Here is a 17163-nt window from a genome sequence, read left to right on the forward strand (position 1 = left end):
CGTCGTGTTCTGCCACCCGGCGCAGAACCGCAGTTGAGGGGAAGTAGCTTCGCGTGGATCGCAGAATTTTTGGTCTGGAAACCGAGTTCGGACTGAATTATGTCCCGTCCGATGGGCGGCGGCTCACCCCGGAAGATGCCGCACGGCACCTGTTCAAGCCGGTGGTCAGCTGGGGGCGCAGCTCGAATGTCTTCCTGGAGAACGGCTCGCGCCTCTACCTGGATGTCGGCTCGCACCCCGAGTACGCCACCGCCGAATGCGACCAGCTCAAGCAGTTGATCGCCCATGACCGCGCAGGCGAAGTCTTCATGCTCGACCTCGTCGACCAGGCCGAAGACCAGCTGGCCGAAGAAGGCCACGAAGGCCGGATCTACATGTTCAAGAACAATGTGGACTCCGCCGGCAACTCCTACGGGTGCCACGAGAATTACCTCATCCCGCGCAAGATCGAGTTCAAGCGCCTGGCCGACATGCTCATTCCCTTCCTCGTCACCCGCCAACTCTTGTGCGGTGCAGGGCATCTGATCACCGATGAGGGGGAAACCAAGTACGTCTTCTCCCAGCGCGCCGACCACATGTGGGAAGGGGTCTCCTCGGCCACGACGCGCTCGCGGCCGATCATCAACACCCGCGACGAGCCGCATGCGGATGCCGAGTACCACCGCCGGCTGCATGTCATCGTGGGCGATTCGACAATGAGCGAAACCACCCAGCTGCTCAAGATCGGCGCCACCGACCTGGTGCTGCGGCTGATCGAATCGGGGGAGATCTACCACGATTTGCGGCTGGAAAACCCGATCCGCTCGATCCGCCAGATCTCCCATGACTTCACCGGCCAGACCGTGGTGCGGCTGATGGGAGGCGACGAGCCCACCGCACTGCAGATCCAATGGATCCTCTTCGAATCGGTCAAGGAATTCATCGCCCGCCACGGCGCGCACCACGACCAGGTCGACACCGTCCTGGAATTATGGGAACGCACCCTGAACGCCGTAGAGAGCCAGGACTTCTCGCTGATCGACAAGGACATCGACTGGGCCATCAAGCACAAGCTGCTGATGGGATATGCGCGGAAGAATTCCCTCGAGCTCTCGGCGCCCCGGCTCGCGCAGCTGAACCTGACCTATCACGACATCGATCCGCAGCGCGGGCTGTTCCACCTGCTCAAGCGCCGCGGCCTGGCCAGCTCGGTGGTCTCCGATGCCGAAATCCTGCAGGCGGTGAACAACCCGCCGGCCACGACACGCGCGGCGCTGCGCAGCAAATTCATTCGTGCCGCACGGGCCAACGGACGGCGCTACAGCGCGGACTGGGTGCACATGAAGTACGAGGACGGTCCGGGCGGCATCGTGCTGTGCAAGGACCCGTTCGCTACCAGCAATCCGCAGATCGACGAGCTCATCGAGCTGATGGGCCAGCAGCAATAGCAAGCTGGAAACAAGTATTTACACAGCAAAAACATCTATGCTGGACGCAGGCCATTTCGAGCCATGCCCTTCAGGCAAGCCCGCAATGCAAGACCAGCTAATCCAACCGGAAAGAAGATTCGTGCGAAAAGTTTTGGCAGTATGCGCCACCGCGTCCATCCTTGCCCTGGCGTCCTGCGGTTCGGGTTCGTCAGCCCTGAGCGACATCGACGTCAAGCCAGCGGCAGATGACAAGACCGCACCGGAGGTCAAGTTCGATGCCCCGTTGCTGACCGAGAAGGCAGAAGCTGTCACCGTGGTGGAGGGCGAGGGAGCGGACGTCAAGGAAGGCGACACCATCCAGATCCACTCGGGCCTCTACAAAACCATTGACGGCCTGCTGACCAATGAGAACTTCACCGCCGATCCGTCGCCGATGAAGGTTGACGAGACGCTCAAGGAGCAGATGCCCGAGCTGTACGACACCCTGTTGAAGTCCCAGATTGGCGACTGGATCGCCTATGCGGCGATTGAAGGCGTGCAGCAGGCAGATGGTTCCGTGGCCGAACCGGCCGAAGGCTCTCGTGCCGAACGGCTGATCGTGATCAAGATCGCCGATTCCAAGAGCCCTAGCCAGACCCTGGGCCAGGACGAGGTCAAGAAGCTCAAGGACGCGGGCAAGCTCCCCACCGTGAAGACCGGCAAGGGCGATCCGCAGATCACCATCCCGAAGGACACCGAGGCTCCTGAAGGGCTGGTCGTGGACGTCCTTGAAGAAGGAGACGGGCCAGCCGTTGGCGAAACCTCGAAGGTCACCGCCCACTACCACGGCGTGCGCTGGGAAGACGGCAAGAAGTTCGACGGCAACTTCGACAGCGAAGAAGGCTTCGAGGCCGATATGGCCGGAGGCGTGATCGAGGGCTGGCTGCAGGGCTTCCAGGGCCTGAAGGAAGGCAGCAAGGTCTTGCTGACCATCCCGACCGACTTGGCCTACGGCGAAAACGCTGAAGCCCAGGGCCGGCCTGCAGGCCCACTGGTCTTCTACGTAGAATTAGACAAGGTAAGCGAAAGCAAGTAACAGAAAGGCCGTGAGCATGTCGTTCGGAGAACGCAACTACGACCGCACCAAGCCGGAGATCGATTTCCCGGGCACCGACGCTCCTGAAGAACTGGTCATCACCGACCTGATCGAGGGAACCGGCGCGGAGGTCACCCCAGGCACCACCGTCCAGGCGCACTACGTAGGCGTCGCCTGGTCAACCGGCGAGGAATTCGACTCCTCCTGGGGCCGCGGGCAGACCCTCGACTTCCCAGTGGGCGTCGGAATGGTCATCCAGGGCTGGGACCAGGGCCTGCTGGGCATGAAGGTCGGCGGCCGCCGCCGCCTGGACATCCCATCGCACCTGGCCTACGGCGAGCGTGGCGCCCCGGGTGCCATCGGTCCTAATGAAGCGCTGATCTTCGTTGTCGATTTGATGGGCACGAAGTAATTCCATGTGCTGGCAACGGCCCCGATTCACGAATCGGGGCCGTTGCTGTCTTAAAAGTCATCGTTGCAAGTGAAAATTGGTTACTGTAGGCACGTGAGCACAAAGCAAACTCCTGGACCCAGCAAGGCAGAACGTCTGACCAGCCTCATCTATGCGCTGGCTACCAAATCACGGAAGTTCAACGCCGAGCGCATTGGATCATACCTGGTGCCGGAAGGCAGCAAGGAAACCCGCGAGAAGGCACTGGATCGCCTCAAGGACGACATCCGAAATGACTTCGGGCTGCAGCTGGACAAGGAAGTGATCGACGATGTCACGTACTACAGCATCGATACGACCGATTGGTTCCTGCCGCCGGTGGAATTCAGCCCCGCGGAAGCCGGCCTCGTCGCCTTGGCCGCGAGCCTCTGGAAAGACACCAAGCTGCAGACGCTCGGGCTCAACGCAGCCGCCCGGGTCACCGGGCTTGAAGGCGATGCCGCTCCGGTTGCCCCGTTGGCCGGCTCACTGGTTCCGCGCCTGTCCATGGATGAACCGAACTTCCGGGAATGCGCCCTGGCCGTCTTCAACCGCAACACGTTGAAGTTCGCTTACATGTCCTCCAACGGGACGCGCAGCGACCGCATCGTCGATGTGTGGGGGATCGGCCAGCGCTACGGCAACTGGTACTTCACCGGCTACGACCATACGCGGGACGACACCCGCGTCTTCCGCCTTTCGCGGGTGCAGGGCAAGTTCGCCAACTTCCGGCATGGCGGTGCTGGGTGCAACGGGCAGTATCGTGCCCGCCCGGCAGATTTCGACATGACCCGGGTGCTGCAGGACTTCGACCTGCAGCATCCGGGGCTGATGGCAACGGTGCTGCTCCTGGGCGATGACGCCATTCCGCTGCGTGCCCAAGCAGTGAATGGACGCAGCGACCAGGATGAGCTGCAGATCGGCTATGCGGATCCGCATTCATTTGCCCGGCAGCTGGCCGCCTACGGTCCGGCAGCCAAAGTCCTGGCGCCAGCCGAACTCGTAACGCAGGTGCAGCAGATTCTGCGCGACGCACGCACCGCCCAGAGCAGCCAGGGCACCGAGGGCGACTTTGCAGACGTGAAGTTCCGTCCGCATCGCGCCACCGGCCGTGGCACCACCACGACCCAGGTCATGCGGAATATCGACATGATCCAATATGTGCACGCCCACGGTGTCGTGGAAATCGGGGAGCTGGCCGAACGCTACGCCATGAGCGTTGCCAAGGTGCGCGAAGAATTGGCCATGATCATGATGTGCGGCGTGCCAAACGGCCAGCACGATGAGCTGATCAACGTCAACGACGGAGACGTCGAGTCCGATACCGTGACGATCTCCAATGCGGCACTGCTCGCCGAGCCGCAGAAGCTGGCACCGCTGGAGGCAGTGGCCGTGCTCGGCGGGCTAAATGCCCTGGCGAGCATTCCCGAGTTCGAGCACCAGCAGGTGCTCGATGCCGCGCTGGCCAAGGTCAACTCCGCCGTGGCCCGCTTTGACGGCTGGAGCGGGGCGCTGGGCTTCGCGCTCTCCAAGGCGCGGGAGAACGACATTCCGCAGCAGCTGGTCCAGGCAATACGGTCCCAGGACGTCGTGCGCATCGACTACTACTCGGCCAGTTCGCGCACGCACCAGCTTCGCGATGTGGAACCGATCCGGCTCATTGAAGATGGCGCAGTGCAGTATCTGCGCGCATGGTGCCGAAAACGACACAGCGTATTAACTTTCAGGGTGGACCGGATGTTAAGCGTGGAAACTATCGGTGAACACTTCGAGCTGGAATCCCGGCATCAAGACCAGCAGGATGTCCAGATCCGCTACGAGTCCAGCGACGAGGATCTACAAGTCATTGTCCATGTTGACGCGGAAATCTTGCCGGTTATCGAAGCATTCCATCCGTCATCCTGGTCTACGGGAAGGATCGGTGCGGGATATTTGGCCAAGGTCCAGTTCTCGGATCACCAAGTAGCTGCGCCGCTGGTGGCTCGCCATAGCGGTAAACTGACTGTGGTCTCTCCTGACGCTACGCGCGAACATGTGGTGGGTTGGTTGGACGAGGCTATCGCAATGTATGAGGATAAGTAGATGCTTCCTTGGTGGTTCTGGGTCCTTTTGTGGACTGTACTCGTTTTGGCAACAGTACTTGCAGCAGTGATGGCCGGCTTCCGTTTATTCAAACGAGGCATGGCGGTCGTTGAGGGGCTTGGCGACGCGGCTGATCACATCAGTGCCGGTTTAAGCCAAGAAGGCAGCGTCGTCGAATACGCTGCGAACCCGCGTCGCTACCCGCACGGAACCGATGCGACGCATGGGGATCCGGAGATGATCAAAGCGCTTCGCGATCAGGGGAGAGCCGAAAGAATCGAGGCGCGTCGAGTACGACGTGTCGCACGTCGCGCACAGCGCGGCCAGGCTCAGAACATGCGTGATCTGCGCCTGTTCTGACGTAGACTTAAGGAAAGAGAAGGGAATCCACATGGGTGGCTTACAGGGATGGCATCTGGTCATCATTATCGTGCTGGCGCTTCTGCTGTTCGGCGCTCCAAAGCTTCCAGGCTTGGCTCGCTCGATGGGTCAGTCGTTGCGCATTTTCAAGTCCGAGGTTCGCCAGATGAAGGACGACGATCCTAAATCGGAAACCGTTGATGGCACCGTCAATGAACCGAACCCCAACGAAAAGAACAACTCGTAGACCTCTTCAGTGGCAACAAATAAAGACAAGAACCCGCGCGGCAAGAAGAAGCGGGTCAAGAACGACGAAGGTCGGATGGCTCTTAAAGAGCATCTGATTGAAGCGCGCAACCGGTTATTCAAGTCGCTCATTGCGCTGACCTTGGGTACGGTTGCCGGCTTCTTCGTTTACGACTGGCTGCTTGCCTTGCTGATTGCACCTGTGAAAGATGCAGGCGGCTCGGTAGTATTCACCGCAGTGATGTCGCCCTTCGACATCATGATCAAGGTAGCGCTCTTCGTTGGCCTCATAGTTTCCTCCCCGGTATGGCTCTACCAGTTGTGGGCATTTATCGTCCCGGGGCTGAAGAAGAACGAGCGCCGGTTGAGCTACAGTTTCGTCGCCGCTGCGGTGCCGCTGTTCCTTGGCGGCGTCGCGATGGCGTACTTCGTTCTGCCTTTCGCACTGGAATTCTTCATCAGCCTGTCGCCGGAGAACTCCGATAACCTGCTGAACATTTCAGAGTACCTGCCCTTCATCTTCCGCCTGCTGCTGGCATTCGGCCTGGCCATGCTGGTGCCCGTGCTGATGGTCGGCCTGAACATGGTGGGCATCCTGCCAGCCAAGCTCATCTTGAAGCACTGGCGCATCACCGTCTTCCTTATTGCGCTGGTGGCCGCCATGGCTGCACCGGGTGGCGATGCGATCACGATGTTCGCGTTGGCTGGGCCATTGTTCATCACCTTCGCGGTGGCTACCTTGATCTGCCACTTCAATGACAAGAAGCGCGCGAAGAAGCTGGCGGCGCAGGAAGCCGAGAATGAGCGCTTGGCCAGTGGCGAAACTTCTGGCATTGATACCCCAAGCCCGATTGACAAACCGAAATCCCAGCTCTGATCCAGGGCGAGAAAGTGAACGACCACAAGTGACTTCACCCGCGGAACGCTACGCGATTTCCAAGGCACGGCAGGTCGAAAACGGCACTGCACTTCCGGAATTCCGAGCCAGCATCTCCTTCGACCTGGATCCGTTCCAGGCCGAAGCCTGCCAGAAGGTCGCAGAAGGGCACAGCGTCCTGGTCGCCGCACCCACCGGCGCGGGCAAGACCGTAGTTGGCGAATACGCCATCTACCAGGCGCTGGGTGAGAACCGCAAGGCTTTCTATACCACGCCGATCAAGGCGTTGAGCAACCAGAAGTATTCGGAACTGGTCAACCGCTATGGTGCCCAGAAGGTCGGATTGCTGACCGGCGACACGTCGATCAACTCCGAGGCGCAGATCGTCGTGATGACTACCGAAGTGCTGCGCAACATGCTCTATGCGGATTCCCAGACCCTCGACGGCTTGGGTTACGTGATCATGGACGAGGTCCACTACCTTGCGGATAAATTCCGCGGCGCCGTCTGGGAAGAAGTCATCATCCATCTGCCGTCCAACGTGCAGATCATTTCGCTCTCGGCTACCGTATCCAACGCCGAGGAATTCGGCGGCTGGCTGGATACCGTCCGTGGCCAGACCGACATCATCGTTTCCGAGCATCGTCCGGTGCCTCTGTTCCAGCATGTCATGGTCGGCCCCAATGTGGTGGACTTGTTTGCCGAGGATGTGGCCTTCGACAAGGTCGCCGAAGACGATTCAAAAGCCTCGGTCAACCCCGAACTGCGCAAGCTCGTCCGCTCGCACAGTCCTGGAGGACGCGTGCAGCGCGGCCGCGGAAACGGCGGCCGAGGCCGTGGCGGCCGCGGACCCCAGCGTGGATCCGGGATGGGGCATCGTATCAGTCGCCCTGCGGTGATCGGCAAGCTCGACCGTGCCGCTTTGCTGCCAGCGATTTTTTTCATTTTTTCGCGCAAGGGCTGCGATATGGCGGTCCAGCAGTGCGCCATGGCGGATCTGCGCCTGACGACCAATGAAGAAGCGGCCGAGATTGCCCAGGCTCTGGATGAAGTTGCTTACCGGATCCCCAACGAAGATCTGGACGTTCTCGAATTCTGGTCTTGGCGCGATGGGTTGGTTCGCGGCTTTGCCTCGCACCACGCAGGCCTGCTGCCGATCTTCAAGGAAATCGTCGAGGACCTCTTTGCGCGGAACCTGATCAAGGTGGTGTTCGCGACAGAAACCCTCGCGCTGGGCGTGAACATGCCGGCTCGGTCGGTTGTGCTGGAGAAGCTGGTGAAATTCAACGGCGAATCCCATGTGCAGATTTCTTCGGGGGAGTACACACAGCTCACCGGGCGTGCGGGGCGCCGTGGCATTGACGTTGAGGGCCATTCAATTGTCCTCTGGAACCCTGATCTGGAGCCGGAGGCCTTGGCAGGCCTCGCTTCGAAGCGCACCTATCCGCTGAATTCTTCGTTCCGCCCGACCTACAACATGTCGACCAATTTGCTGGCGCAGTTTGGCCGTGAGCAGACCCGGCAAATTCTCGAGTCGTCCTTTGCCCAGTACCAGGCGGACCGTTCCGTGGTGGGGATGGCCCGCCAGGTTCGTTCCAAGGAGGAATCCCTAGCTGGCTACGCGAAGTCGATGGAATGCCATCTCGGTGATTTCACGGAGTACCTGAAACTGCAGCGGAATCTGGCGCAGGTCGAGAAGAATGCTGCCAAGGACCGCCGCCACCAGCGCCGTTCGGCAGCAGAGCAGTCCTTGCAAGCAGTGATCCGCGGAGATGTGGTTGACCTGCCCGGCGGACGCCGCTTTGGCCGTGCCGTGGTTGTCGAGCTTGATAAGGCGATGTACAACCCACGCCATACGGTCCTGACCGAAGAAGCGCAGCTTCGCCGGCTCTCAGTAGAAGACCTCAACGGGCCAGTCCAGATCATCTCGAGGATCAAGATTCCCAAGGGTTTCAGCGGGCGTACGCCGAAGGAGCGCCGGGACCTCGCTTCGTCCCTGCGCAACTCGATCTACGAGTCGCGTCCTCCGCGCCAGGATGCCCAGAGCTTCGATTTCGAAGGATCGGATTCTTTCGAACGTGAAATCAACGCGCTGCGCCTTGAGCTCAAGGACCATCCTTGCCACGCCTGCTCGGAGAAGGACCAGCACATGCGCTGGGCCGACAGGTACTGGAAGCTGAAGAAGGATACGGACAAGGCCCGTCGCGCCATCCGCGGACGGACCAACACCATTGCCACGCAGTTCGACAAGGTCTGCAAGGTGCTGGAGCAGTTCGAATACCTTGTTCCATCCGACGGCGGCGAAGATTTCGTGCTGACCGACTCGGGCCGCCGGTTGCGCCGGATTTATGGCGACCGCGACCTGCTCACCAGCCAGATCCTGGAGACCGGCAAGTTGACCCAGCTCAAGTCCGAAGAACTTTGCGCAGTGGTGGCCAGCCTGGTCTACCAGGCGCGCCGGGACATGGATCGTGCCGATCCGAAAATGCCCACGGGCAAGATCGATGACATCTGGAACACCACCATCAAGATCTGGGGCGAACTCTCGGATGCTGAAGAGGCGTTGAACCTCGACCCGACCGCTCCGCCGGAATCCGGCTTGATCTGGCCGATATACAAGTGGGCGCGGGGCTCGAGCCTGAACAGCGCGTTGCGCGGTACCGATCTGGCACCGGGCGACTTCGTGCGCTGGGCCAAGCAGGTCATCGATACCCTGGACCAGTTCGCGAAGAATTCCGACCTTCCGCCCTTGCTGGTGCGCAACGCCTACAAGGCAGTGGACCAGATCAAGCGCGGCGTCGTGGCCTACTCGAATGTGCTGGACTAGCCGGGTCGTCCAGTCGAATACTTATTAGCCAGTGCAGGAGAAAAGGGAGACGCTGATGGCAAAATCACTCTACCGAAACGGGTCCATCTATTCGCCGGCCGATCCATTCGCGACCGCCATGGTGGTGGACGGCGACACCATTTCTTGGTTGGGCGGCGAGGACGCGGCCGAGCGCCACGTGGCGGCCGTCGACGAAGTGATCGACCTGAAGGGCGGCCTGGTTACCCCTGCCTTCGTCGAATCCCATACCCACCTTGCCGCCCTGGGCCGGACCCTGTCGGGCGCCGATCTGGGGGCAGCCGCCTCGGGTTCGTCGTTGCTTTCCCTCGTCGCCGAGCAGGCTCAGAAGTCGACCAAGCTGGTACTGGCCCAGGGCTGGGACAACTCCGCTTGGGCCAACCAGGAACTGCCTGCGGAAACGGATCTGACCAGTGCCGCTGAAGGCCGTGGCTACTATCTGGCCCGCCGGGATGTGCATAGCGCATTGGTGAATCGGGAACTGCTGGATTTGCTGGATCTGGGGCACCTGGTCTCCGGCATCGTTGCGGGTGCGGATCACGACACGGTGCGTGAAGCGCTGGCCGTAGCGCACAAAGCGGAACAGGAATACCAGCGCCTGGCACTGGAGCACTATGCCTCGCGTGGATTCGCCAGCGTTGTGGAGATGGCGGCCCCGCATATCGAAGGCCGCGAGGCACTGGAACAGCTGCTGTCCATCGACAACGCTGAGCTGCCGCAAGTGCATGCCTACTGGGGTGAACTGGTCAGCGATCCGGATATCGCCCAGGAACTGGTCGCGTCGTTCCCGCAAGGCAAGCTGCTGGGTTTGGGAGGCGACCTTCGCGTGGATGGTTCGTTGGGCAGCCACACGGCATACCTGCGCGAGGAGTATAGCGATCTGGCAGGTGAACGTGGCTGCCTGTACCTGAAGCGCGAGGAGATCGCGGCCCATCTGGTTGCGTGCAGTTCCCGGGGAATCCAGGCAGCATTCCATGTGATCGGCGATGGCGCCCTGGACGAGGTCTTGGCAGGTTTCGATCTGGCCGCCGAGCAGATTGGCGTAGCCAAACTGCAGATGTGCCGCCACCGTCTGGAACACGTCGAGATGGTTGATGACGCTTCGCGGGCCCGTTTGCTGAAGTACGCCATCATGGTTTCCATGCAGCCGGTCTTCGACCAGGCGTGGGGCGGTTCGAACGGCATGTACGCGCAGCGCCTGGGGGAGCGCGCAAGCTCAATGAACAACCTCTCGGCCATGCTCTCCGCCGGTGTCCCACTGGTGCTTGGTTCTGATGCCCCGGTCACCGAGGTCGACGGCTGGCAGGTTGTGCGCGCCGGCATGAACATGGCGAATGCCGAAGCGCGAATCTCTGCACGTGCGGCCTTCCTGGCGCAGACCCGATCCACCTATCGAGCCATGGGCGAGATGAACCCATTTGCCGGGCAGCTCGTGATCGGTGCACCGGCGACCTTTGCGGTGTGGACTGCCTCTGAACTTGCTGTGCAAACCCCGGATGTCCGAATTAGTTCTTGGAGCACTGACGCCCGTGCCGGGACTCCGATGCTCCCGGTGGTTGATGAGGAGATTCCACAGTGCCTGCGTACAGTACGCGCTGGAGTCACGCTTTTCAATGCGCTCGAACCAGCGGAATTAGCCTAAAGCGAAACAGTTGCTCAGTAATTGGAATAATTTCACGAATTTTATCCTGACTAGTGGTGTCTAGATAAAGAGTGAAGTCATTTGATGGTTGACAGGCTAGGTGGGGTACGCACTAGGCTGGACTAAGCGCCTCTTCGAGATGCACATTCATTGCGTTGGAAACGACGTAATTTATACAACGATCCTCAGTGACCTTAGATAACATTCTCTGTGCCTTTCGACGTAGAGAATAGGGCCGAAGTCACTGAGGATCGTTCGTTAACACGGTGTCCGAAGATCGCTGGCTTGCAATTGATGACTATAATTTTAGTTTGGATTAACTCTTGTTGGCCTAGATTCCTGCTGAAGTCATGGGCCGAAGCCGAGCAGGCAACAAGCTTTGTGTCGAATACCAAGAAAGGTGCCGCCGCGTGCGCGTCATTACAATCATTCCGACTTACAACGAACTGGAGTCGCTTCCGCTGACTGTAGGACGCTTGCGTACCGCAGTTCCTGACTCGGATGTATTGATCGTCGATGATAACTCGCCCGACGGCACAGGAGAACTGGCAGACAAGATGGCTGCTGAGGACTCGAATATCCATGTGTTGCACCGTACCGGCAAGGATGGCCTAGGCGCCGCATACATCGCAGGTTTCGAGTGGGCCCTGGCACGCGACTACGACGTGCTGGTTGAGATGGACGCTGACGGCTCGCATATGCCAGAGCAGCTTCCACGCCTTTTGGAGGCAAGCGCTGCAGGTGCGGATCTTGTGATCGGTTCGCGCTGGGTCAAAGGCGGCGAAGTAGTTAACTGGCCGTTGCTGCGCAAGATCATTTCCCGCGGCGGCAGCTTCTACTCGCGTACCATGCTGGGCTTGCCGCTGCGTGACATCACCGCAGGCTACCGTGCCTTCAAGCGAGAAACCTTGGAAGCCATCGACTTCGATGCAGTTGAGTCGCGGGGCTACGGCTTCCAGGTCGATATGACCTTCCGCGTGGCCATGCTGCGCAAGAAGATCGTTGAAGTTCCGGTCACGTTCGTAGAGCGCGAACTGGGCGCTTCGAAGATGAGTGGCAACATCGTATTCGAAGCAATGTGGAATGTCACCCGCTGGGGCTTGGGCGCCCGGTGGAAGAAGCTGACTTCCAAAAAGTAAATACTTGGCAAAGGGAACTGGCGTGCAACGAAGAATCGTTGCACGCCAGTTCCCTTTAACCCAGAAGCATCGGAAAGCTTCAAGCATCCGCCTTACAGCGACCGCAAATTACGCATCACCATCGGCGTTTGTGCTCAAGCCATTCGGTACAAGTTCGAGGGCTCGGTTTGACAGCGATAATGCTGTCAAACCGAGCCCTCGACTAAAACCCTTGCGGAGATGCCAAAACGGCATCCAACCGGCAGTGGGGGAGATTAGACGGCTTCTCCACGCGCAGCACGCAGCTGCTGGAGGCGGTCAGCCAGAGTCTTTTCCAGTTCTTCCTCGGAGCGGCGCTCCAGAAGCATGTCCCAGTGGGTACGGACAGGCTTCTCATTGCCTGGTTCTTCGGCCTTGGCTTCGCCATGGACGAGCTTGGCTTCCTTACCGGTCTTGGTGTGCCAGGTCGCTGGAATTTCAGCTTCTGCAGCAAAGACGACGAAGACGGTCTCGCCCTCTTCGGTACGGTATTCCACGCGCTGACGGGCAGCCGGCTCCACACCTGCCTCAGATTCCATGCTCTGTGCACCCAGGCGCATGCCTCGTAGGCTGCGATCGCTCATGTTTTCCCTCCGCGATGTTTGAAGAATTCGCTACACGTACCAACGTTTGGCATTCGGAAATCATTCCCTCCGACTAGAGATGAAGATAATTCCTGGTGCCAAAACATCCATTATACGCGTCTGCGGCGAGGTGCATCGTATGCACCTCGCCGCAGACGGCTATTAGGTTCTCAACCGGTTGTCGCTAGAGGTTGCTGTCGGGAGCTGATGGCGATTCCGGAGCCGCAGGTTTGCTGCTTGAACCGTTGCCGCCCAGTGCTCCGCCGATGCCCTTGAGCGCTTCGGTCAGTTCACTCGGAATGACCCACAGGGTGTTCGAAGTGCCTTCGGCAAGCTTCGGGAGGGTCTGCAGGTACTGGTAGGCCAGCAACTCGTGATCCGGGCGTCCTGCGTGAATTGCGTCGAAGACCTTCTGGATAGCTTGGGACTCGCCATCCGCGCGCAGGATGGATGCCTGTGCGTCACCTTCGGCTTTGAGAATCGCTGCCTGGCGCTCACCTTCGGCGGTGAGGATATCGGACTGCTTGGTGCCCTCAGCGGTCAAGATGGCCGCACGGCGGTCACGCTCGGCACGCATCTGCTTCTCCATCGAGTCCTGGATCGACAGCGGTGGATCAATGGCCTTCAGCTCGACACGGGAAACACGGATGCCCCATTTGCCGGTGGCCTCGTCGAGCACGCCGCGCAGCTGGCCATTGATCTGGTCGCGGCTGGTCAAGGCCTCTTCCAGATTCAGGCCACCTACGACGTTACGAAGCGTCGTGGTGGTCAGCTGTTCGACAGCTTGGATGTAGTTGGCGATTTCATAGGTGGCCGCGCGTGGCTCGGTGATCTGGAAGTAGACCACGGTGTCAATCGAAACGACCAGGTTGTCTTCGGTGATGACTGGCTGTGGCGGGAAGGAAACAACCTGTTCACGGAGGTCCAGCAGGGGCAGCAAGCGATCCACAAAGGGGATCAAGATCGTCAGGCCGGGGTTTAGGGTTCGGTTGTACTTGCCGAGCCGCTCAACGATGCCAGCACGTGCCTGTGGCACGATACGCACGCTGCGCAGCAGGACGACAATCACGAAGATTGCCAGAACGACAAGCACAATAGTCAAGCCAAAACCATCTGAATTCATGGTCGTACCCTCTTTCTTTGTGCAGTAGTGATGAATTTGGGGCGTCAGGATATTTAGCCGTTTGCGGGGTCCGGGGACTTCGCGGTCAGGTACGCAGTTGCCCCGTCGATACGGGAAACCACGGCATACGTACCGGGATTCATGGTTGGAACGCTCGAATCAGCGCGGGCAGTCCAAATCTCTCCATGGATCTTGGCCGAACCCGACATGCGCGAGGTCGGTTCAAGAATTAGTGCATCCGCACCAATGAGCCGCTCGATGTTCGTGCGGAATCCCTCGGGTGATTTCCGTAGATGCTTGACCGCGATTGGTCGAACCAAGAAGATCATCAACAATGAAATAACGCAGAATACGAGAACCTGCAGCCATATGGGTCCACTGAGCAGTGCGACCGCTACGCCACCTAGGGCCCCGACGCCGAGCATGATGAAGTAGAGATCAAGAGATAGCATCTCGATGATCGCCAGCAGCAAGAACAGTGCCAGCCAGATCACCCAAGCGTTGCTGATGATCCATTCGGCGGTTGTCATGGCATTCACCTAAATTCTGTTAGGACCCTGACCAGCCGTAACTGGTCTTTCCTCCATTCTGCCGTAGATGTCGGGTAAAGAGTGTAGTCATTTTGGGGTATTTTCTAGCCCTGCGTGACGAATGCGTGTACTCCGAAGGAGGCGGTTACCGCCTGGTCACCCAGTTCGAAAGCTTGCTGATGCAGCAATTCGGGGGAGAGGTGGTGACCGGATGGACCCATGAATGCAAGTTGAAAGAGATCATCCGTATTCAAATTCATTCGATAGGACAGCTTCGTGGATTCGAGATGGCGGAATCCTTCGGCATCAAATTTTTCAATCAGGGCTGCTTGCTTGCCTGGGGCGACGGAGAGCATGCCCAGCGGCTCGATGACTTCGTTCAGATGCTCTGGTTCACCGGTCACGACAATGCATATCCCACCGGGACGGAGCACGCGCTGGAACTCGGCGGGGTTATGCGGAGCGAAGCAGTTGAGCACCACATCACGTGATCGATCAGCCGTGGGCAATTTTCGCCAGACATCCCAGACCACGGCGAGCGTGCTGGGAACTTTCGCGGCTCGACGCATTGCAAAGCGCGAGATGTCCAAGGCCAACGCATCACGTTCGTCAGCAGGGGAGTGTTCCAGGATTCTTGCTAGGTAGTAGCCAGTACCTGCGCCCGCATCCAGCACGTCGAGAGAACTTCCGTGGTGATGACTATTGATCAGCTGGGACAGCGCGAGCGCCAGAGGCTCGTAATGCCCCTTGGCTTGGAACGCATCACGGGCCTGGACCATGCCCGAGGTGTCTTCGAGGAAATTGGTTCCCTTGCCAGTCAAGAAATTGAAGTAGCCCTGTTTTGCGGCATCGAAGCGATGCCCTGCATCGCAGCTCAGGGTTCTGCCCGGGGTTCCTGTGTAGCCTAGGGGTTGCTCGCATACCGGACAGGTAACGCTGGCAGCGCCGGAGGACATTAGAATTTCAGTACCTTTTGTGCAGTTGCGACGTCCGTGCTTTCATGGCGCCACAGTTCGGACTCGTTGATCAAGGAGCGGGTTACGGCCTTGTCGATGTAGACGGTGCCCGACAGGTGATCGGTTTCGTGCTGGAAAATGCGGGCCTGCCAGCCGGAGAAGTTGCGCGTGATTTTCTGGCCGTCGCGGTCTTGGTAATTTGCGGTGATATCGGCGGGGCGGGTGACTACGCCTTGGAACCCCTCGAAGGACAGGCAGCCTTCATAGAACACTGCTTCACGATCCGTGGCGGCAGCATAAGCAGGGTTGAAGATCTCGAAGTAATCCAGCGGTTCACGCTCTCGTTGCGCAGCAATTTCCTCTGGAACTGGATAGAGATCTTCGAGTACCGCGATCTGCAGGGGGATACCCACCTGAGGCGCTGCGAGGCCTACGCCAGGAGCATCGTACATGGTCTGGCGCATCGCATCGAGCAGTTCTTCGAGCAATTCCTGTGGCAGCTGGTGATCGTAGGCTTCGGCCTGCTGGCGGAGAACTGGATGACCTAGCTGGACGATTGGCAAAACGAGATCATCGTTTGCCGTGTCCAGGACTTCTCGAACCAAAATCTCGATGTCCTGGGCGGTGTATGGGGTGTTCATCGGGAAACGCAAGTCCTTTCGTACTCGTTGAGCTGCAGTTGGGCCAGGCGCGAAGTGAGTCGAGCCCTTTCGGTGTCATGCAGCATATGGCCAAGATCGCCGAGATTGTCCGCGGCGTACAGGTGCACTTCCACGTTCTTGTCATAGAAGATATCGATGAGATTCGCTAGTCGACGTTCCTCATCCATCGGCAAGGTGGAGCTCGCTGGGATGGAAGTTATATGCCAGCATGAATACCGTCTTGCCAGCTCCAGATAGTCGGCAGTATTGCGGCGGGTTCGGCAAATTTGATCGAAGCTGATCCAGATTTCATCCGCCCTCAAGTGCACAGGACCGATTTCGTCGTAGCCGATCTCGACCATCGTATCGTGAACTGGCATTTCGTTTGGCGTCTCGAAAAGATTCAGTGAGCCTTTCCGATACCCGTCAGGAGCGAGCCCTGGATCGGAAACGAGCTGACGATAATCAACTGAATGATCCAGGGAAAAAACAATGAAGTCCCGTTGAATCCGGTCAATGGTCGGCTGTACCAAGTGATGGAACGCGTCATCATCCAGAAGGTTCTCCGGACCGTAGTTCGACGTGGTGAACAGCTGGATTCCATGCTCCGTGCAATGCCGGAGGAGTTTTGCCATGAACATCGCATCTCCGGGTTCGGTGCAATGGAACTCATCGAAAACCAGTACCTCGAGGCCAGACAGTTCGCGCTCAAGACCTTGCGCGAAGACCGCCCCCAGTGGCTGGCCAGGGACGCGGTTGACCGGCGAATTCAAACGCTGGAAGAACTCGTGGAAATGGAAGCGCGCCGTGGTGGCGTTTGGCAAGACGGAGACCAAGGTGTTCATGATGAGTGTCTTGCCGCGGCCTGGAGGCCCGTAAATATAGACACCGGGTTGTTTTGCGGGCGACTGCGCGCGCAGAGTGCGTTCAAGAAGGTCGATCAGTTCACTCTGGACCGTATCAGCTTCGATATTTTGCAGCTTGAGCGATTCACGGATCCGACGAGCGTACTTATTCCTGTGGGGAATGCCCAGCAGCGGTTTAGCCATATCTAAATTTTGCCACCGGGCACTGATACGACCAATCTTCTGTGATGCAATCGCCACCTTTGGAGACGGCACGAAAGCTTTGTGCTAGAAAATTGTGGTCAAAACTACTAGTCACCGGTTATGTAGTGTATAACTAAATGAATGATTTAAGCAGGGG

Annotated in this window: 16 protein-coding genes; 10 read left to right on the forward strand and 6 right to left on the reverse strand. The window is 58.9% G+C overall.

Translation table 11 applies throughout. From position 1 onward, the window contains the following. Window positions 1-53: 53 nt before the first annotated feature. The 10 genes from pafA to JOE62_RS09410 all read left to right on the forward strand — a co-directional run bounded on the left by pafA (window position 54) and on the right by JOE62_RS09410 (window position 12105). Window positions 54-1427, forward strand: coding sequence for a Pup--protein ligase (gene pafA / locus JOE62_RS09365; protein ID WP_066138288.1), 1374 nt, complete (start codon window positions 54-56; stop codon window positions 1425-1427). Window positions 1428-1548: 121 nt separating this feature from the next. Continuing rightward, entirely contained in the window at window positions 1549-2484 is a 936-nt protein-coding gene (locus tag JOE62_RS09370; RefSeq protein WP_204722102.1) for an FKBP-type peptidyl-prolyl cis-trans isomerase, read from the forward strand. A 16-nt stretch (window positions 2485-2500) separates the two neighbouring features. Further along, complete coding sequence (locus JOE62_RS09375) at window positions 2501-2896, forward strand: FKBP-type peptidyl-prolyl cis-trans isomerase (protein ID WP_066138294.1); 396 nt, start codon at window positions 2501-2503, stop codon at window positions 2894-2896. Window positions 2897-2989: 93 nt separating this feature from the next. Beyond that, entirely contained in the window at window positions 2990-4996 is a 2007-nt protein-coding gene (locus tag JOE62_RS09380) for a WYL domain-containing protein (protein WP_204722104.1), read from the forward strand. Beyond that, window positions 4997-5356: a hypothetical protein gene (locus tag JOE62_RS09385; protein WP_204722106.1), complete on the forward strand. Its 360-nt coding sequence runs from the start codon at window positions 4997-4999 to the stop codon at window positions 5354-5356. Between the two features lie 31 nt (window positions 5357-5387). Next, complete coding sequence (gene tatA, locus JOE62_RS09390; protein WP_022875116.1) at window positions 5388-5603, forward strand: Sec-independent protein translocase subunit TatA; 216 nt, start codon at window positions 5388-5390, stop codon at window positions 5601-5603. A 9-nt stretch (window positions 5604-5612) separates the two neighbouring features. Beyond that, a complete protein-coding gene (gene tatC, locus JOE62_RS09395; protein ID WP_204722108.1) occupies window positions 5613-6479 on the forward strand; it encodes a twin-arginine translocase subunit TatC in 867 nt (288 codons plus the stop codon). A gap of 28 nt (window positions 6480-6507) precedes the next feature. After that, window positions 6508-9306 carry a DEAD/DEAH box helicase gene (locus JOE62_RS09400; RefSeq protein ID WP_204722110.1) on the forward strand — a complete coding sequence of 933 codons (2799 nt, stop codon included), beginning with the start codon at window positions 6508-6510 and terminating at the stop codon, window positions 9304-9306. Window positions 9307-9361: 55 nt separating this feature from the next. Beyond that, the gene (locus JOE62_RS09405) at window positions 9362-10966 is read left to right on the forward strand and encodes an amidohydrolase (protein WP_204722112.1); all 1605 of its coding nucleotides are present in this window, start codon (window positions 9362-9364) and stop codon (window positions 10964-10966) included. 410 nt (window positions 10967-11376) lie between these two features. Then, window positions 11377-12105 (forward strand): polyprenol monophosphomannose synthase, encoded by a 729-nt coding sequence (locus JOE62_RS09410; protein ID WP_038991057.1) that lies wholly within the window; start codon window positions 11377-11379, stop codon window positions 12103-12105. A gap of 254 nt (window positions 12106-12359) precedes the next feature. Here JOE62_RS09410 and JOE62_RS09415 read toward each other — a convergent pair whose 3' ends face one another. From JOE62_RS09415 to zapE, 6 genes are all read right to left on the reverse strand, one after another. Next, a complete protein-coding gene (locus tag JOE62_RS09415; protein WP_038991059.1) occupies window positions 12360-12707 on the reverse strand; it encodes an RNA polymerase-binding protein RbpA in 348 nt (115 codons plus the stop codon). A 184-nt stretch (window positions 12708-12891) separates the two neighbouring features. Then, window positions 12892-13830, reverse strand: a complete 939-nt coding sequence (locus tag JOE62_RS09420; RefSeq protein WP_204722114.1) for an SPFH domain-containing protein — start codon at window positions 13828-13830, stop codon at window positions 12892-12894. 53 nt (window positions 13831-13883) lie between these two features. Continuing rightward, the gene (locus tag JOE62_RS09425; RefSeq protein WP_038991063.1) at window positions 13884-14360 is read right to left on the reverse strand and encodes an NfeD family protein; all 477 of its coding nucleotides are present in this window, start codon (window positions 14358-14360) and stop codon (window positions 13884-13886) included. Window positions 14361-14464: 104 nt separating this feature from the next. Further along, on the reverse strand, window positions 14465-15316 hold the full coding sequence (locus JOE62_RS09430) for a putative RNA methyltransferase (RefSeq protein ID WP_204722116.1): 852 nt from the start codon (window positions 15314-15316) through the stop codon (window positions 14465-14467). Then, a complete protein-coding gene (gene def / locus JOE62_RS09435; protein WP_204722118.1) occupies window positions 15316-15957 on the reverse strand; it encodes a peptide deformylase in 642 nt (213 codons plus the stop codon). Before def ends, JOE62_RS09430 begins: the two co-directional genes overlap by 1 nt. Next, window positions 15954-17006, reverse strand: coding sequence for a cell division protein ZapE (gene zapE, locus JOE62_RS09440; protein ID WP_204722120.1), 1053 nt, complete (start codon window positions 17004-17006; stop codon window positions 15954-15956). The genes def and zapE overlap by 4 nt, the downstream gene beginning before the upstream one ends. Window positions 17007-17163: the final 157 nt, after the last annotated feature.

It is taken from the genome of Glutamicibacter nicotianae (assembly GCF_016907615.1).
GTDB classification, from domain to species: domain Bacteria; phylum Actinomycetota; class Actinomycetes; order Actinomycetales; family Micrococcaceae; genus Glutamicibacter; species Glutamicibacter nicotianae.

Bases quoted from the DNA above. Each gene is read 5' to 3' on its own strand.
- JOE62_RS09375 (WP_066138294.1), top strand. From the start codon at position 2,501: ATGTCGTTCGGAGAACGCAACTACGACCGCACCAAGCCGGAGATCGAT.
- JOE62_RS09385 (WP_204722106.1), top strand. From the start codon at position 4,997: ATGCTTCCTTGGTGGTTCTGGGTCCTTTTGTGGACTGTACTCGTTTTG.
- tatA (WP_022875116.1), top strand. From the start codon at position 5,388: ATGGGTGGCTTACAGGGATGGCATCTGGTCATCATTATCGTGCTGGCG.
- JOE62_RS09405 (WP_204722112.1), top strand. From the start codon at position 9,362: ATGGCAAAATCACTCTACCGAAACGGGTCCATCTATTCGCCGGCCGAT.
- JOE62_RS09415 (WP_038991059.1), bottom strand. From the start codon at position 12,707: ATGAGCGATCGCAGCCTACGAGGCATGCGCCTGGGTGCACAGAGCATG.
- JOE62_RS09420 (WP_204722114.1), bottom strand. From the start codon at position 13,830: ATGAATTCAGATGGTTTTGGCTTGACTATTGTGCTTGTCGTTCTGGCA.
- JOE62_RS09425 (WP_038991063.1), bottom strand. From the start codon at position 14,360: ATGACAACCGCCGAATGGATCATCAGCAACGCTTGGGTGATCTGGCTG.
- JOE62_RS09430 (WP_204722116.1), bottom strand. From the start codon at position 15,316: ATGTCCTCCGGCGCTGCCAGCGTTACCTGTCCGGTATGCGAGCAACCC.
- def (WP_204722118.1), bottom strand. From the start codon at position 15,957: ATGAACACCCCATACACCGCCCAGGACATCGAGATTTTGGTTCGAGAA.
- zapE (WP_204722120.1), bottom strand. From the start codon at position 17,006: ATGGCTAAACCGCTGCTGGGCATTCCCCACAGGAATAAGTACGCTCGT.